Source organism: Pseudoalteromonas sp. T1lg88 (assembly GCF_002964765.1).
Classification (GTDB): Bacteria; Pseudomonadota; Gammaproteobacteria; order Enterobacterales; family Alteromonadaceae; genus Pseudoalteromonas.
In genome coordinates this window covers 61,348-77,955 of the sequence record NZ_PQCF01000023.1, presented here as the reverse complement: position 1 = coordinate 77,955, position 16,608 = coordinate 61,348, and the positions used below count along the sequence as shown (strand labels likewise).

Sequence of the window (16,608 nt, the reverse complement as noted above, 5' to 3'; positions counted from 1 at the left end):
CTAGTTAAAGGAAACTTTCGGTGCCTGACGTTGTACTTGTGGGTCTTCCAACTGCAATAGTGGCGCATCGATACCATGACCCGTCATTTTCGCAACCAGTACAGGAGGGAAGCTTTGCTTAAAGCTGTTGTACTGCATCACCGCGTCGTTATAGGCCTGGCGGGCAAAAGCGATACGGTTTTCTGTGCTGGTAAGCTCTTCGCTTAGGTTGGCCATGGTGCTGTCGGCTTTAAGGTCGGGGTAATCCTCGACACTAATTTGCAAGGCACCGAGGGCACTGCTTAGTGCGCCTTCGCTGGCGGCCAGCTGTGCCAATTTGGTGGCATCGATATTGCCTTGATGCAGTGCTTGCAGGGCGCTTACCGCCTGGTTACGGGCGGCGATAACCGCTTTTAGGGTGGTGTTTTCATGATCCAGATACGCCTGCGCGGTAGCAACCAGGTTAGGCACCAGGTCATGGCGGCGGTGTAATTGCACGTCTATCTGTGCAAAGGCATTTTGAAATTCGTTCTTATACTGTACTAGATTGTTGAAGATTATTACCACGGCTATGGCGACAACAACCAGTATGATTAAAAGTACTGTCATGTGCGTTCTCCTCCCTAATTACTTGGTTAATATACCCTATCTGGTTACAAAAGCAGCCAAAGCAAAGACTTTTTTTGCTATTATGAGGGCTGATTATCGACTTTTTCGGGGTTTTCCGTGGAATTATCGCAAGGCGCTGTGCTTAGCCTCCCTTTGTTTTTACTCAATGACTCACTTTATTCTCGCGACATGAATGAACCAGATCTGCTGTTAGAGGTAGAGCTGGACGAAGATCTGCTGGCGCATTTATGCCAAAACCCCAGCGCCGAGCAAACGGTGAGCCTGCAGCTTAGCAGCTATGAGCTGCGTCCTCAGGCTCAGCCCTTGTTGTCTTGTGAGCATCAGGCCATGCTGACTTTAAGTCGTGGCCCGTTATTGGCAGCAGTCCTGGAGTGCAGCGATGGTCAAAGCTACGTTTCGCCCCAGTTGGAAATGATGCCAACCTTCGACCTCGGTGACGAATATGAATAAACTGGCGTGGATGCTGGTTCTGGCCTTTTGTACCGGCTGCGCCGTACTTGGTGCTCAGAAATATGACAGTCTCTACGGCCAACAGCTGGTGGAAAATCGTCAGCATCCCATTTCTATCGAGCAGCAGAACTTTTTCCAACAAGAGGTTAAACCCATAATCGATAACCGCTGTGTGGTCTGTCATGGCTGTTATGATGCCCCGTGCCAGCTGAAAATGTCCTCACCTGAGGGCATAGAGCGTGGCACCTCAAAAGACTTGGTGTATGACGGTACCCGGTTATTGGCGTCCGAGCCGAGTCGTTTATTTATCGATGCACACACCACGGCGCAATGGCGTGATAAGGGCTTTAATCCGGTGCTCAATGAGCGCCAGCAAAATCCTCAGGCCAATTTAATGGCCAGCGTTATGTATCGCTCCCTGGCTCTTAAACAGCAGCATCCTTTGCCAGAACAGGCCATCTTGGGTGAGGAGTTTGACTTTAGCCTGGATCGCCAGCAAAGCTGCCCGACCATAGAAGAATTTGAAGACTACGCTCTCGACAACCCGTTGGCGGGTATGCCTTATGGCTTACCGGCGCTAAACAATGCGGAAATGGCAACCCTGACGAATTGGTTGCAGCTGGGGGCGCCCTTACCCGACGCCCCGGAGATCAGTGCCGGGTTACAGGCTGAGGTCGATAAGTGGGAAACCTTTCTTAATCGCGACGAGTTAAAGCACAGATTGAGCGCCCGTTATATTTATGAGCATTGGTATCTGGCCAATATCTATTTTGCCGATGTGGAACGCGGACAATTCTTTAAGCTGGTGCGCTCCAGCACGCCGCCGGGGCAAGCCATTAAGGTGATCGCCACCCGCCGTCCTTATGAAGACCCCAAGGTTAAGCGCGTTTATTACCGTTTACAGGCGTCCCATAGTACAGTACTGGCGAAAACCAATATTCCGCTATTGCTGAATGACGGTAAACTTGCGCGTCTGCAGCAGCAGTTTATTGATGCCGAGTACCAGGTCACCCGTTTGCCCGGTTATAGCATAGAGGTGGCCTCCAACCCCTTTAAGGCCTTTGCCGCCATCCCGGTGCGCTCTCGCTATCAGTTTATGTTGGATGAGGCCGAGTTGATTATTCGCGGCTTTATTCAAGGCCCGGTATGTCGCGGGCAAATCGCCCTCAATGTGATCAATGACCAATTTTGGGTGGCCTTTGTCGATCCGCAATTTATCGGTGCCGAGCAATTCGAGCAATTTTTAGAGCGTCATGAAGATACTCTGGATATGCCAGCGCAGGAACAAAGTAATGCACTGCCCATCTCTAGCTGGGTCAAATATGCCGCCAAGCAAAGCGAATTTCTAGAAGCCAAAGCGGCTTTGGCAAACGAAGTTTTTGCCGACGGTCAGCACTTAACCCCGGACCTGCTCTGGCAGGGGGAGGGCTATAATGACAATGCCGCCTTGACCATTTTCCGCCATTTTAACAGTGCTACTGTGGTGAAGGGCTGGGTGGGCGAAGCGCCGAAAACGGCGTGGATCCTCGACTATTCCCTGTTCGAGCGCATTCATTACCTGCTGGTGGCCGGGTTTGATGTTTACGGTAATGTCGGTCATCAGCTGCTCACCCGTCTTTATATGGACTTTTTGCGTATGGAAGGGGAAGACAACTTCTTATCTTTATTACCTCTGGAGGAGCGTGCCCAATTGCGTGCCCACTGGTATCGCCGCTCACCGAAAAGCCTGGTTGAGTTCCTTAAAGACTCGGACATCCGCTTTACCCAACCCAGTGGGATAAGCTATAGCAGCGACGATATGCAGCAGGAGCTTTATCACAAGTTGGCGGCCAAACTGGAGCCTGTGCTGAGCAAACGTTATGACTATCGTCAGGCGCCAGAGGTGTTGCAGCGTCTCAATGCCCTGGATAGTAAGGCGGTAAACCTATTGCCCCAGGTCAGTTATATCCTGGTGGGCGATAAGGAGTCTGAGTATCAGGCCTATACCCTGGTGCACCATAACGCCCATTACAATATCAGCAGCCTGCTACGCGAAGAGGCGCAGCGTGCCTACGATGAAGATAAGGCTTTGGTGGTGCCCGGTTTTATCGGTGACTATCCGGAAGCCTTGTGGGTGCTCAGTGAAGAGCAGCTAACTGCCTTTGTGCAAGGCTTGGAACAGGTGCGCAATGAGCAGCAGTATCGGGCCCTGAAAAGTCTCTTTGCTGTGCGTCGCAGCGACCCGGATTTTTGGCGCTATAGCGACTTGTTACACCAGGTCTCAAAGCGCTACCGCGGCATTGAATACGGGCTGTTTGATTATAATCGTCTGGAAAATCGTTAGCTTAGCAGTTTATGGTGCAACAATTTTATAACACTTGTGTACTAGTGTTTGTTTTGGCAAAATTGTTGTGCTCGTGCCTATTAGAAAGAGAATAACAATGCACTATTGGTCTATATTTTTAATTATTGTCGCAACGGCATTCACTGCTCAGGCGAATGAAAAGAAGTTGAATAAGTGTATTAGCCCTTCGGGTAAAGTGGCCTACACCACGGAGCCTTGTCCTGCGGGACACCGTGAACAGGTGGTGCGTGAGCAGATGTCGCTGATGCAGTTTGCGCAAAAAGCACGTCAGGCACCGGACGTAGGCCCTAAAGAAGCCGACGAAACCGATTTGGCTTTTTATCTGCGTAGTAACTTTACGCACACCGATTGGGTTGAGAATATTCAGCGCAGCTACCTGGAGCAAGGTAATGCCGTGGTGGTGGTAAACACTTTCCGCTTGCATAAACTTGAAGGCATTTGTCAGGCCACACAGCAATGGATTCAAGAGCACCCTCATCCTATTTTTAATCTTCAGGATATGCGTTTTGTATTTACCAGCGGTGCCCCCTTTGAATCCCGATATGTGACCCAAGGGGTCTGTGATTACCGCTTAAGATAAAATTTAAGAGACACAAAAAAGGAGCCAGGACTCCTTTTTTATTGCCTTGAATTCGCTGCAGACCTAGAGCCAGAGTAGGGGAAGTGGCTAATCCCTTTCACTCTCTTTGCAGTTAACGGTATGATAGGTTTATTAACCGCGAATGTGAGAGATAAAATGTCGAGTGCTGCAAAAAAAATAGCCGTTATGTTGGAAATGCAACATGCCATGAATACCAAGGTGCATGAGCAATGGTTTGACCAAGGCTTTGAATGGTATCGAGCAATCTGGGTTGAGTGTGCGGAAATGCTCGATCACTACGGCTGGAAATGGTGGAAAAAGCAAACGCCCGACACCGAGCAAGTAATATTAGAGCTGGTGGATATTTTTCACTTTGGCCTAAGCCTACGCATTGACGGTGAAACCTCTTTTACCGATCTAGCCGCCGCCCTTGAGCAGGAAATGGCGCAAGTGCATAGCGAAGCGGATTTTAAAGCCACTTTAGAAGTCTTGGCCGCCAGTGCGGTGAATGACAAATCCTTTAACGCCGCGGCATTTGCCGGCTGTATGCAGCAAATCGGCATGAATATCGATGACCTGTATCGTGGCTATGTTGGTAAAAATACCCTTAATTTCTTCCGCCAGGATAACGGCTATAAGGATGGCACCTATATCAAGGTGTGGCATGGCCAGGAAGACAACGAGCACCTGGTGGAAGTGGTAAAAAGCCTGGATACAGAAAACCCAGACTTTGCCCACCTGGTTTACCAGGGCTTACAACAACGTTACCCAGCGTAACCCTAGATAGGTAAAATATCCCGATAGTCGGTGATATTTTCATACCCCGGCTAGCTGGCGACTCGGTTGCTTGCTATCCGGGGTGGCCACCGCCAGCAGGTGGCCAATACCAAAGCGTTTGGCCGACGCCAGCACAGCCGCACTTGAAGCAGTTAAAGAATGTAAGTGGGGATTTACTGGAGAGTCAGGAAGTCTTGTACCTGGTTTGATTTGTGACATTGTGTATTACCCTAGGCGGGTTATGTTTGATTAGTATGAAAATGTATAAATTTTTAATCGTTATCGTTTTAACTAACTTTCTCTCTATCGTCGGGCTGCTTTACATTACCTCTGAGAGTCAAAGACTTAAAGTTAGTTTTGAGGGAGTGTCAAATAATTTAGTTCTCTACAAAGAACTAACAGATACTCCCGTGCCTAGCAATGCACAAGAATTGGTAAAGAAGCACTTAAAATGTGCTTTAGTAAATTACACTAATTCAAAAACATCCAATTTACTGCTGAAAAGTGATGATGTTGCATATGCTTCAACAATAAGTATGGCAGAAAAAATAGTTAAAGAGGTGAACTGCCCTTGGATACCTGAAGTCTAAAGGGTCTAATGTGTGGGGCTCGGCTGACAAGTCATAACCAGACCCACAACTGCCTAGTCAAAGTGGTGAAAAGCCTGGATACAGAAACCCCAGACTTTGCCCACCTGGTTTACCAGGGCTTACAACAACGTTACCCAGCGTAACCCTAGATAGGTAAAATATCCCGATAGTCGGTGATATTTTCATACCCGGCTAGCTGGCGACTCGGTTGCTTGCTATCCGGGTTGGCCACCGCCAGCAGGTGGCCAATACCAAAGCGTTTGGCCGATGCCAGCACAGCCGCACTGTCATCCACAAACAAGGTGCGCTCCTTATCGAATTTCAAATCCTCTTGCACCTGTTGCCACAAGCTCTGCTCTTCCTTACTGACACCATAGTCATGAGTGGAAATAAGCAGATCCAGATACTGATCCAGCTCGGTCATCTCCACCTTCAAGCTTAAGCTGTCGCGATGGGCATTGGTGAGCAGAATCAGTTCCTTACCCGCCGCTTTTAAGGCCTTGAGAAACACAATAGCGTCATCACGAATGGAGATAAGGTGTTGTATCTCGCGTTTAAGCTCCATGATCGGCAGCTGTAATTCCTGCTGCCAGTAATCCAGGCAATACCATTGCAGTTGTCCATGCACCTCTTCATAGCGCTGGGCTATGATATCGCGGGCTTCGACGAGACTTATTTGGTGGCGCTTGGCATAGGCCTGGGGGATCAGTTCCAGCCAAAAATGATTGTCAAAATGCAGATCCAGTAAAGTGCCATCCATATCCAGTAGCACGGTGTCGATATTGGCCCAATTTGGCATAGGCTTTTCCTATTAAAACAATTATGATGAGCATTAAGGTGATAATAACAAAGTCGCGGCCATGACACAGAAAAAGCATCCAACTCCTCCACAAATTCTCGACACGCAAGTGGTTGCTCAAAGCCGCTTATTCACAGTCGAAACCTTAGATTTATGTTTTTCCAACGGTGAGCAGCGCCAGTATGAACGTATTCGTGGCGGCGGCAGAGGAGCCGTGCTTATAGTGCCGGTTACCGAGCAGGATGAGCTGATCCTGGTGCGCGAGTATTGTGCCGGCACCAATGATTATCAGCTGGGCTTTCCCAAAGGCTTGATCGATCCCGGTGAAAGCCCTGAGCAGGCGGCGGTGCGTGAACTTAAAGAAGAAGTAGGCTTTGGCGCACATAACTTGAAGGCCCTCAAGAAGGTGTCATTGGCGCCAAGCTATTTTAATGCCCATATGCACATTATTGCCGCCACTGAACTTTATCCCGAACGTTTACCCGGTGATGAGCCCGAACCCTTAGAGGTGGTGTACTGGCCAAAATCACAATGGCAGCAACTGTTGGCAGAACCGGATTTTACTGAGGCGCGAAGCGTTGCCGCTTTGCTATTATTAGTGAAGGCTTCCTAGTAAGTTTTAGGAGAGGGGGTAAGATTGCAACAATTCTTAGAGCCATGCATTGAATTGGCTGAACAGGCTGGCTTAGCAATTATGGCGATTTATCGTCAGCCGGATATTGGCAGGCAAGTAAAAGCCGATGATACGCCGGTCACTAAGGCCGACCTTGCGGCGAACGCGGTATTGGTCGCCGGTCTGCAAGAATTAGCAAGCGATATCCCCATTATGTCCGAAGAAACGCCTATTCCCCCCTTGGCGGACAGAAAACACTGGTCTCGTTATTGGTTGTTGGACCCCATGGATGGCACCGGCGAGTTTATTCTTCAAAGCGGCGACTTTGCCGTCAATATTGCCCTGGTTGAGAATAATCGCCCGGTTTTAGGGGTGATCCACTGGCCGGCGAAAAACATCACCTATTATGCCACCTACCAACATGGTGCTTTTAAAAAGAGTGCTAAAGGCATAGAACGCATTAGTGTGGCGCAACCAGGCGGCCTTACGCTTGCGGTCAGTCGCAGGCAAAAACTCGAAGCGGTAAGCCAATACCTAAACACCACATTTGATACCGTACCCTTAGGCTCCTGCTCGTTAAAGGCCTGCATTGTTGCCGAAGGTAAGGCCGACTGCTTTATGCGCATCGGCCCTACAGGCGAGTGGGATACGGGCGCCTCACAGGTGATAGTTGAAGAGGCTGGAGGCAGTATTACCGATGCCGAATTCAATCCTCTGACCTATAATCAAAGGGAGTCGACCGAAAATCCCGACTTTATAGTTATGGGTCACCCCGATTGGGAATGGCAAAAGATGATCAGCCCACATCAACGCTCGCACCACGACTGAATTGGTGGAAAAAGCAGCATCTAGTCGCGTTCTTAGCATTTAAACTTGCATTTTCACTCTTTTGCTATATTATGGCGCTCTCGCTGGCTAGGGGACACTCCTCAATACCAGCGGTAGAAGCTAAATCAGTGTGTTTTTGACAGGGTTGAGTTTCGAAATTTACAGGCGCGGGATGGAGCAGAATGATAAATCATTCGCCGGACTGCTAAGCCTAAAAGCCGAAGGTCGTCGGTTCCCGACGATGATGAAGCTTTAAAGTCTACTGGCGCGGGATGGAGCAGCCTGGTAGCTCGTCGGGCTCATAACCCGAAGGTCGTCGGTTCAAATCCGGCTCCCGCAACCAACTTCTTTTTGTTCGGTTAGAAGTCAAAAATAAACCTTCAGTCTACTGGCGCGGGATGGAGCAGCCTGGTAGCTCGTCGGGCTCATAACCCGAAGGTCGTCGGTTCAAATCCGGCTCCCGCAACCAATTCTTAGTGATTTCTCAATTAAAGTTTTCAAATTTATTATTGTTCGACCTACGGTCGTCGCCACGGCGTGTCGCGTTCACATCCGGCTCCCGCAACCAATTCCTTGGTAGATTTTCTTATTATTCTCCCTTGAATCTATAATTATCGACCTCCGGTCGTCAGTTCGCTTTCAACGTTCACAGCACCCGAAACCAACTCTTAGTGTTTTCTCACTTAAAGTTTTCAAATTTATTATTGTTCGACCTACGGTCGCCACCACGGCGTGTCGCGTTCAAATCCGGCTCCCGCAACCAATTCCTTGGTAGATTTTCTTATTAATCTCCCTTTAAATTTATAGTTATCGACCTCTGGTCGTCGGTTCACCTTCAATATTCACAGCTCCCACAAGCACTTTTCTTGTAAACTTTCTCTGATTTCTCACTAGGTCATCCAGGATCGCCACCACTGCGTATCGCCTTCATATCTAGATCTCGCTAATATCAGCTTGAAATACCACTTCTACCTCGCTTTTCGCGTTCCTAAAATACTGGCCGTACCAAGTTTCGATCTCATTTTTTATCATGGTGCGGCAGCGGACGACATTTTCAGCATCCGCGAAGACCCGCTCGCTTAGTTTTTCTAAATTTGATTGCATTTTAAGCGGTTTCTATGATGATGTTCGCCACGAGAGGTGATATACTCCCGCCGAATAATTTTTCGACCAATCAGAGTATAGAAATGGCAGATTTATCCAAATACAGAAACATTGGTATTTTCGCGCACGTTGATGCGGGTAAAACTACCACCACTGAGCGTATTCTTAAGCTTACCGGTAAGATCCACAAAACCGGTGAAGTACATGACGGTGAGTCAACTACCGACTTCATGGAGCAGGAAGCAGAGCGTGGTATCACAATCCAGTCAGCAGCCGTAACATGTGAGTGGAAAGGTCACCGCCTAAACGTAATCGACACTCCTGGACACGTTGACTTCACAGTTGAAGTATACCGTTCACTTAAAGTACTAGACGGTGGTATCGGTGTATTCTGTGGTTCTGGTGGTGTTGAGCCGCAATCAGAAACCAACTGGCGTTATGCGAACGAATCAGAAGTTGCACGTGTTATCTTCGTAAACAAACTAGACCGTATGGGTGCCGATTTCTATCGCGTAGTTGGTCAAGTAGAAAAAGTACTTGGCGCTAACCCACTAGTTATGACACTTCCAATTGGTATCGAAGACCAATTCTGTGGTGTTGTTGACGTACTTGAGAAAAAAGCATACGTTTGGGACGAGACAGGTCTTCCTGAAAACTACGAAGTACAAGACGTTCCTGCAGACATGGTAGACAAAGTTGAAGAATACCATGAAATGCTAATCGAAACTGCGGTTGAGCAAGACGACGAGCTAATGGAAGCCTACATGGAAGGTGAAATGCCTTCTCTTGAGCAGATCAAAGCATGTATCCGTAAAGGTACTCGTGATCTAGCCTTCTTCCCGACTTTCTGTGGTTCTGCGTTCAAGAACAAAGGTATGCAACTAGTACTAGACGCTGTTGTAGATTACCTACCAGCTCCTACAGAAGTTGATCCACAGCCGCTAACTGATCCTGAAACTGGTGAGCCTACTGGTGAAGTAGCAACTGTTTCTGCAGATGAGCCACTAAAAGCGCTTGCGTTCAAAATCATGGACGACCGTTTCGGTGCACTTACCTTTATCCGTATTTACTCAGGCCGCATGAAGAAGGGTGACACCATCCTTAACTCTGCTACGGGTAAAACTGAGCGTATCGGCCGTATGGTTGAGATGCAAGCGGACGAGCGTACTGAACTTACCGAAGCTCAAGCCGGTGACATCATCGCTGTTGTAGGTATGAAGAACGTTCAAACTGGTCACACTCTTTGTGATCCTAAGCACGAATGTACGCTTGAAGCTATGATCTTCCCTGATCCAGTAATCTCAATCGCTGTTGCTCCTAAGGACAAAGGCGGTAACGAGAAGATGGGTGTTGCTATCGGTAAAATGGTTGCAGAAGATCCTTCTTTCCAAGTTGAGACCGACGAAGATTCAGGTGAAACCATCCTTAAAGGTATGGGTGAGCTACACCTAGATATCAAAGTTGATATCCTTAAGCGTACTTACGGCGTAGACCTAATCGTTGGTCAGCCTCAGGTTGCTTACCGTGAAACTATCACGCAGCAAGTTGAAGACAGCTACACGCACAAGAAGCAGTCTGGTGGTTCTGGTCAGTTCGGTAAGATCGACTACCGCATCAAGCCAGGTGAGCAAAACTCAGGCTTCACTTTCACTTCATCAGTTGTTGGTGGTAACGTTCCTAAGGAATTCTGGCCAGCAGTTGAGAAAGGTTTCGCGTCAATGATGCAGGAAGGTGTACTTGCAGGCTTCCCAGTACTAGACGTTGAAGTTGAGCTATTCGACGGTGGTTTCCACGCAGTTGACTCATCAGCCATCGCGTTCGAAATCGCTGCTAAAGGCGCATTCCGTCAGTCTATCCCTAAAGCGGGCCCTCAGCTTCTTGAGCCAATCATGAAAGTTGACGTGTTCACTCCGGAAGACAACGTGGGTGACGTAATCGGTGACCTTAACCGTCGTCGTGGTATGATCAAAGACCAAGAAGCAGGCGCTATGGGCGTTCGCATCAAGGGTGAAGTACCACTATCTGAGATGTTCGGTTACATCGGCCACCTACGTACTATTACTTCAGGTCGTGGTCAGTTCTCTATGGAGTTCTCACACTACTCACCTTGTCCAAGCAACGTAGCGGACGAAGTAATTGCAGCTGAAAAAGCGAAAAAAGCTGCTAAGTAATTAGCCGCCTTTTTTACAGAAAAACCCAAGTCCTAGACTTGGGTTTTTTTATGCCTAAAATCTCGCCAGCCGACGGCCTTACTGACTTCTCTCTGTCATATTCTCGTCATCTTAGGGTCAACAAACAGTTATTTTTTAGCAACATTCCTTCACTAGAGTATGGGCTGCAGCAAGGAAATCCCTTGCTTTGAAGCATCAGCGCGACAGAGGCGTATCTCTACCCTGCGCTATTTAACCAATACTCGGGAACCAATCATGAAAGTGACAAAGTTAGCCCTTGCTACATCAGTGGCTCTGGCCCTATCAAGCCAGGCTTTTGCATCTGTTTTGCCAGAAGCACAAGCCAATAGCCAGTGGTATCAAGCCGACCAAGACAAGCTGAACACTAAGCTACAGCAGGCCACTGCAGAGAAAAAAACTAAAGCTAAAAACGTGATCCTTTTTGTCGGTGACGGCATGGGCATTTCGACCCTGACCGCAGCACGTATTCTACAGGGCCAAGACAATAACAAGCTCGGCGAAGAAGGTTACCTTAGCTTCGAGCAATTCCCGTATTCGGCGCAAGTGAAAACCTATAATGTCGATGCCCAGACTCCAGATTCGGCGGGTACCATGACAGCCATGGTTTCCGGTGTAAAAACCGATGCCGGTGTTATCGGTGTTGACGAAGATGTAGAGCGCGGTAACTGCGCATCGGTTGCTGGCAATGAGCTGGTAACGGCGCTGGAACTGGCCGAGATCCGTGGTTTAAGCACCGGGGTTGTCTCAACTGCGCGTATCACCCACGCAACGCCAGCGGCAACCTATGCCAAGTCGGCCGACCGTAACTGGGAAGATGTTTCAGACATGCCAGAAGAAGCGGTTGCCGCAGGTTGTCAGGATATCGCCGCACAGCTGGTTAACTTTGAAAAGAATTTAGAAGCACGCTACCTGGGCACAGATGTCGATGGTATCGAAGTCGTGATGGGCGGTGGTCGTCGCCACTTCTTGCCTAAAGACGAAGCTTTTAACAGTGACGATGCCCTTAGCACGGTTGAAGGCGACCGCACCGATGGTCTTGATTTAACGGCGCAATGGCAAGAGCAATACGAAAACGGTGTGTATGTTTGGGATCGTGCCGGTTTTGAAGCCCTTAGCGATAATGCCGAGCGTGTGTTTGCGCTGTTTAATGAATCGCATATGCAGTATGAGCAAGACCGCGAAAACGATATTGCCGGTGAGCCTTCGCTTTCTGAGATGACGGCTAAAGCTATCGATATCCTTGATAACAACGACAAGGGCTTCTTCCTGACCGTAGAATCGGGTCGTATCGATCACGCCCACCATGCCGGTAATGCTTACAATGCTCTGTATGACACCATTGAACTGGCCAAAGCGGTACAGCATGCGGTTGAAAATACCAACCCGGAAGAAACCCTTATCCTGGTTACTGCCGACCACAGCCATGTATTTACCATTGCCGGTTATCCGAAGCGTGGTAACCCTATCCTGGGTCAGGTTGTGGCCGTAGGCAGCGAGAAGCCAACTTTGGCCGCAGATGGTAAGCCTTACACTACCTTGGGTTACGCCAATGTCTGGGCTTCCGTGACCTGGGCGTTGAAACCGATGCCGACGCCAGCTACAACGATGCGCCTATGGCGGGCCGCCAAGATATCACAGGTATGGACACATCGACTCCTGGCTTCCACCAGGAAGCAACAATTCCATTAAGCTCAGAAACTCATGCCGGTGAAGATATTTCTCTGCATGCCACGGGCCCAGGCGCACACTTGGCGCAGGGTGTTGTTGAGCAAAGCGTGGTTTTCCACATTATCGATTCGGCGCTTGAGTTAACCAAGCAATAAGGAATTAATAAAATGAAAAAGTTAAGTTTTCTTTCTCTAGCAGTGCTGGCTGCATTAGCTGGTTGCTCGGATGATGATGCGCCAAAGACCCTAAGCCTGGACAGCGCTATCCCGGTTGGTGACAGCCAGTGTATCAATGGCGGTGTTTTGACTCAGGTTGGTGCCGACGATAATGGTAACGGCCAGCTGGAGCAAGGCGAAGTAGATGGTAGTAAAACCGTTTGTAATGACGTTAAAACCTCACTGGATGCGTCTGAGCTGGCAAGCTTAACCAGCAACCCTTGGTTTACTGATGCGCAGCAAAAGGTGGGTCAGGCTCAGGAACGTAGCGAAGCGTTAGCAACGACTACGGGCAAGGCTAAAAACGTGATCCTATTTGTTGGTGATGGCATGGGTGTTTCTACCGTGACTGCGGCGCGTATTCTTGCCGGTCAGCTAGAAGACAAGGCCGGTGAAGAACACCAGCTTAGTTTTGAAGCCATGCCTTACTCTGGTTTCTCAAAAACTTATAACGTCGATGCACAAACACCGGACTCAGCCGGTACCATGACCGCCATGGCCTCGGGCGTAAAAACCGATGCCGGCGTGATCGGTGTGGCCGAAGCGGTAGAGCGCGGCAGCTGTGCTTCTGTTTATGGTAACGAGCTGGTAACGGCATTAGAGCTGGCGGAAATTGCCGGTAAGTCTACCGGTATTATCTCAACGGCACGTATTACCCATGCGACTCCGGCGGCAACCTATGCTAAGTCGGCAGACCGTAACTGGGAAGATGTATCCGATATGCCGGCCGCAGCTGTGGCTGAGGGCTGTCAGGATATCGCTATGCAGCTGGTTAACTTCGAGGAAAACCTGGAAAAACGTTTCGCAGTAGATGTGGACGGTATCGAGGTAGTTATGGGTGGCGGTCGTCGTCACTTCCTGCCTAAAGACCCTGCATTTAACAGTGCCGATGCGCTTAGCAGCACAGAGGGTGATCGTACCGATGGTATCGACCTTACCGCTAAATGGCAGCAAGCCTATCCAAGCGGCACTTATGTGATGGATCAGGCTGGCTTCGATAAGATTGACCCGGCGAACACAGAGCGCGTATTCGGTTTATTCAACGAATCACATATGCAGTACGAGCAAGACCGTGCCAATGACGTAGCCGGTGAGCCGTCGCTGGCCGAGATGACCACTAAGGCCATCGACGTACTTGATAATAACAATGAAGGCTTCTTCCTGACTGTTGAAGCGGGTCGTATCGACCATGCTCACCATGCCGGTAATGCTTATAACGCCTTGTATGATACCGTGGCCTTTGCCGATGCAGTACAAGCGGCTATCGACAATACCAACAGCGAAGAAACCCTGATTATCGTTACCGCTGACCACAGCCACGTATTTACCATTGCCGGTTATCCTAAGCGTGGTAACCCAATTCTGGGTAAGGTTGTCGGTGTAGGCAGTGATAAGCCAACTCTGGCTGCCGATAACATGCCTTACACTACCTTGGGTTACACCAATGGTAACGGCTTTAAAGACTTGGGCGCAGAAACCGATGCCGACGCCAGCTATAGCGGCGAAATCGTTACCGGTCGTGTTGACCTTAGCGGTATCGATACTGCATCTCCAGGTTTCCACCAGGAAGCCCTGGTACCTATGAGCTCAGAAACGCACGCCGGTGAGGACGTGGGTGTTTATGCTCAAGGCCCTGGCGCGCACTTGGTAACAGGTACCAATGAGCAAAGTTACATCTTCCACGTGATGAACTATGCCGCTGACCTGGTAAGCAAAGCAGAAGCCAAGCTAGCTAAGTAATAAGCCATGGGCCGAGCCGATGCTCGGCCCTGCTTATACCAATTCACTTAAATAGCTAATCATTCTAGCGGGCTAAATATCGTGCTAACTGCGTTAGAATTTTTCTATGTAGAATAATTACATAAGAAAAACTCCGCCTTGTTATCACATCATTTATCCAGCGCTATATTTGCTCACATACCTAACAGAATTGGTATTAAAGGAATGAAAATGAAGTATTTTCCCCTCGCGGCACTGTGTTGTGCCCTAACGGGTGTTGCCCACGCAGCCCCAGCCGAACAATGTGATGCCAATGCCGACGTGCTTAAAGCCAGCTATCAGCAGCAACAGGGCAAGCAGGACGGCAAAGACTTTAACCTGTGGCGTTTGCATCAGGAAGTTGCCCATCAGGCGATGGCTCAGGGCCTTGTTGAAAAATGGCAACGTTTAAGCGCAGGTCAGCTACGTCCAATACGCTATTTTGAGCAATACCAAAGAGGTATTGAGTACCAGCCAGGCGAGCTTAAAAGTCAGGGTCAAAAAATTGAGTGGGCCCAAAAATATCAGTTAGTAAGCAATGCCTTACTGGAGCAACCGCTGCGCTCTGAGGGGCAGGGCTGCGAACGTGAAGAATTCTATGAGCATGGCAATGAGCAGCAAAAGCTGGCCATTACCTGGCTGCCCGAGCTTAAGCTGGTAAAAAGCATGACCCTAAGCCAGCAGGACGACCAAGGTCAGTGGCAGCAAGTAAACAGCTTAAAGCTGCAGGGTTATGAGCTTAACCCACAAGCGGTTGAGCGCCAGTTCGCACTTTGGGATAGCTACCAGAGCACCGACTATGCGGATGTTGGCGACAACGAGCAAGACCCTTTCCTGGCGAAAATGATTAACCAAGGCTTTATCGAGCATGGTGCCTCGGGCTTTTACAGCAGTGATGGTCAGGCGCTAAAGGGTGGTCATCATCATTAGTTTTTGTCGGGCCGCCGACTTCGGGTCAGAGGAAATGCTTGTCCATTTCCTCTAACAACTCCTAGGACACCCCCACATTTGCTGATGCTTGCGCGTGCTGTGCGGCGAATGCGCATAGCGAAACTCGGCGATACCTGTAGGTCAGGCTTTAGCCTGACAACCTTGTGTGGGTTGATAGATTTTGTCGCGTTGGCGACGACAACCAAAGGGCGGTTGACGCCAACCGCCCCTTGGAACCCCAAGGCGCCCGTGATTCGCTAATGCTTCCGAACTCAGGTTTTTGTTAAACGTTCCGCTTAGCTTTCAACACGGTTGAACGAGTCGTCCTGACTCGGTAAACCTAACTCGATGTCCCTCTCTCGTTGTTTCAACCTGACGATTTTTATCGGGCCGCCGACAGCGGCGGCACTTGTAGGTCGGTGCTTTGCGCCGACAAAGGGAGCTACTGATAGATCTTGTCGCGTTGGCGACGGCAACCAAAGGGCGGTTTACGCCAACCGCCCCTTGGAACCCCAAGGCGCCCGTGATTCGCTAATGCTTCCGAACTCAGGTTTTTGTTAAACGTTCCGCTTAGCTTTCAACACGGTTTAACGAGTCGTCCTGACTCGGTAAACCTAACTACGCATCCATGCTTCGTTGTTTCAAGCACACTCCACAACAAAAGCTGATTCTCCAGCGCGAATCAAAACGGGAGGGCGCGATACCTGTAGGTCAGGCTTTAGCCTGACAAATTTATACCGTTTGTTAGATCTTGGCGCCGCCAACGCGACAAGGTGTATAACGTATATATGCTGTACTTGCTTACGGCGTGACTTCCAACTTGGAATGCACCTGATTGTTTGCGTGCACGCAAACCTGCAAAACATCTTTTGTCAAAGCGACATATAGGCAGACATACGACTGAGTTAGCAGCGCAAATGAGCTACCTAAACTCAATGAGTTATCCTAATTAACAGGATTGGGATGGGATAGGCTGTGCGGTTTAAAAAAGGTTGCTTATAGGCCCTGGAAGCGCTGTAATAGAAACATAAAAAACATGACTGAGCGATGCTGGGAAGCACAAAAGAAGGTAAAGGATTGAGCAAACCAAGTCATTACCCCTCATGCTTAAAAAGCAAATTCCCATAGCATAAATTACACCAAGCTAGGTG

At 49.2% G+C, this 16,608-nt stretch carries 13 protein-coding genes, 2 tRNA genes and 1 pseudogene; 13 read left to right on the top strand and 3 right to left on the bottom strand.

Annotated features, from left to right (window positions below; translation table 11 throughout):
• Complete coding sequence (locus C2M34_RS07750; RefSeq protein WP_105200374.1) at nucleotides 1–588, bottom strand: LemA family protein; 588 nt, start codon at nucleotides 586–588, stop codon at nucleotides 1–3.
• Nucleotides 589–705: 117 nt separating this feature from the next.
• Between C2M34_RS07750 and C2M34_RS07745 the strand changes: the two genes are divergently transcribed.
• From C2M34_RS07745 to C2M34_RS07730, 4 genes are all read left to right on the top strand, one after another.
• Nucleotides 706–1,059: a hypothetical protein gene (locus C2M34_RS07745; RefSeq protein ID WP_105200373.1), complete on the top strand. Its 354-nt coding sequence runs from the start codon at nucleotides 706–708 to the stop codon at nucleotides 1,057–1,059.
• Nucleotides 1,052–3,382, top strand: coding sequence for a fatty acid cis/trans isomerase (locus C2M34_RS07740; protein WP_105258473.1), 2,331 nt, complete (start codon nucleotides 1,052–1,054; stop codon nucleotides 3,380–3,382). The genes C2M34_RS07745 and C2M34_RS07740 overlap by 8 nt, the downstream gene beginning before the upstream one ends.
• A 97-nt stretch (nucleotides 3,383–3,479) precedes the next feature.
• The gene (locus C2M34_RS07735) at nucleotides 3,480–3,983 is read left to right on the top strand and encodes a hypothetical protein (protein WP_105258472.1); all 504 of its coding nucleotides are present in this window, start codon (nucleotides 3,480–3,482) and stop codon (nucleotides 3,981–3,983) included.
• Nucleotides 3,984–4,139: 156 nt separating this feature from the next.
• Nucleotides 4,140–4,760 carry a dUTP diphosphatase gene (locus C2M34_RS07730; protein WP_105200390.1) on the top strand — a complete coding sequence of 207 codons (621 nt, stop codon included), beginning with the start codon at nucleotides 4,140–4,142 and terminating at the stop codon, nucleotides 4,758–4,760.
• Between the two features lie 39 nt (nucleotides 4,761–4,799).
• Here the strand turns inward: C2M34_RS07730 and C2M34_RS15765 are convergent, their stop codons facing one another.
• Nucleotides 4,800–4,979: a hypothetical protein gene (locus tag C2M34_RS15765; protein WP_199878781.1), complete on the bottom strand. Its 180-nt coding sequence runs from the start codon at nucleotides 4,977–4,979 to the stop codon at nucleotides 4,800–4,802.
• Between the two features lie 35 nt (nucleotides 4,980–5,014).
• On the opposite strand from C2M34_RS15765, the gene C2M34_RS07720 reads away from it, so the two are divergent.
• A complete protein-coding gene (locus C2M34_RS07720) occupies nucleotides 5,015–5,350 on the top strand; it encodes a hypothetical protein (RefSeq protein WP_105258471.1) in 336 nt (111 codons plus the stop codon).
• A 145-nt stretch (nucleotides 5,351–5,495) separates the two neighbouring features.
• Here the strand turns inward: C2M34_RS07720 and yrfG are convergent, their stop codons facing one another.
• Nucleotides 5,496–6,149, bottom strand: a complete 654-nt coding sequence (gene yrfG, locus C2M34_RS07710) for a GMP/IMP nucleotidase (RefSeq protein WP_105200370.1) — start codon at nucleotides 6,147–6,149, stop codon at nucleotides 5,496–5,498.
• 61 nt (nucleotides 6,150–6,210) lie between these two features.
• On the opposite strand from yrfG, the gene nudE reads away from it, so the two are divergent.
• The 8 genes and pseudogenes from nudE to C2M34_RS07670 all read left to right on the top strand — a co-directional run bounded on the left by nudE (nucleotide 6,211) and on the right by C2M34_RS07670 (nucleotide 15,457).
• Entirely contained in the window at nucleotides 6,211–6,762 is a 552-nt protein-coding gene (gene nudE / locus C2M34_RS07705; RefSeq protein ID WP_105200369.1) for an ADP compounds hydrolase NudE, read from the top strand.
• A 24-nt stretch (nucleotides 6,763–6,786) separates the two neighbouring features.
• Nucleotides 6,787–7,590 carry a 3'(2'),5'-bisphosphate nucleotidase CysQ gene (gene cysQ, locus C2M34_RS07700; protein ID WP_105200368.1) on the top strand — a complete coding sequence of 268 codons (804 nt, stop codon included), beginning with the start codon at nucleotides 6,787–6,789 and terminating at the stop codon, nucleotides 7,588–7,590.
• 266 nt (nucleotides 7,591–7,856) lie between these two features.
• A tRNA-Met gene (locus C2M34_RS07695) sits at nucleotides 7,857–7,933 on the top strand.
• Nucleotides 7,934–7,982: 49 nt separating this feature from the next.
• Nucleotides 7,983–8,059, top strand: a tRNA-Met gene (locus tag C2M34_RS07690).
• A gap of 718 nt (nucleotides 8,060–8,777) precedes the next feature.
• A complete protein-coding gene (gene fusA / locus C2M34_RS07685) occupies nucleotides 8,778–10,865 on the top strand; it encodes an elongation factor G (protein WP_105258484.1) in 2,088 nt (695 codons plus the stop codon).
• A 255-nt stretch (nucleotides 10,866–11,120) separates the two neighbouring features.
• Nucleotides 11,121–12,709: pseudogene (locus tag C2M34_RS07680) on the top strand (alkaline phosphatase).
• A 12-nt stretch (nucleotides 12,710–12,721) separates the two neighbouring features.
• Entirely contained in the window at nucleotides 12,722–14,509 is a 1,788-nt protein-coding gene (locus tag C2M34_RS07675) for an alkaline phosphatase (protein ID WP_105258470.1), read from the top strand.
• Nucleotides 14,510–14,719: 210 nt separating this feature from the next.
• Nucleotides 14,720–15,457 carry a hypothetical protein gene (locus C2M34_RS07670; RefSeq protein ID WP_105258469.1) on the top strand — a complete coding sequence of 246 codons (738 nt, stop codon included), beginning with the start codon at nucleotides 14,720–14,722 and terminating at the stop codon, nucleotides 15,455–15,457.
• Nucleotides 15,458–16,608 lie beyond the last annotated feature (1,151 nt).

Coding starts and splice junctions, on each gene's coding strand:
- C2M34_RS07750 (WP_105200374.1), bottom strand. CDS start 588: ATGACAGTACTTTTAATCATACTGGTTGTTGTCGCCATAGCCGTGGTA.
- C2M34_RS07740 (WP_105258473.1), top strand. CDS start 1,052: ATGAATAAACTGGCGTGGATGCTGGTTCTGGCCTTTTGTACCGGCTGC.
- C2M34_RS07735 (WP_105258472.1), top strand. CDS start 3,480: ATGCACTATTGGTCTATATTTTTAATTATTGTCGCAACGGCATTCACT.
- C2M34_RS07730 (WP_105200390.1), top strand. CDS start 4,140: ATGTCGAGTGCTGCAAAAAAAATAGCCGTTATGTTGGAAATGCAACAT.
- C2M34_RS15765 (WP_199878781.1), bottom strand. CDS start 4,979: ATGTCACAAATCAAACCAGGTACAAGACTTCCTGACTCTCCAGTAAAT.
- C2M34_RS07720 (WP_105258471.1), top strand. CDS start 5,015: ATGAAAATGTATAAATTTTTAATCGTTATCGTTTTAACTAACTTTCTC.
- yrfG (WP_105200370.1), bottom strand. CDS start 6,149: ATGCCAAATTGGGCCAATATCGACACCGTGCTACTGGATATGGATGGC.
- nudE (WP_105200369.1), top strand. CDS start 6,211: ATGACACAGAAAAAGCATCCAACTCCTCCACAAATTCTCGACACGCAA.
- fusA (WP_105258484.1), top strand. CDS start 8,778: ATGGCAGATTTATCCAAATACAGAAACATTGGTATTTTCGCGCACGTT.
- C2M34_RS07675 (WP_105258470.1), top strand. CDS start 12,722: ATGAAAAAGTTAAGTTTTCTTTCTCTAGCAGTGCTGGCTGCATTAGCT.
- C2M34_RS07670 (WP_105258469.1), top strand. CDS start 14,720: ATGAAGTATTTTCCCCTCGCGGCACTGTGTTGTGCCCTAACGGGTGTT.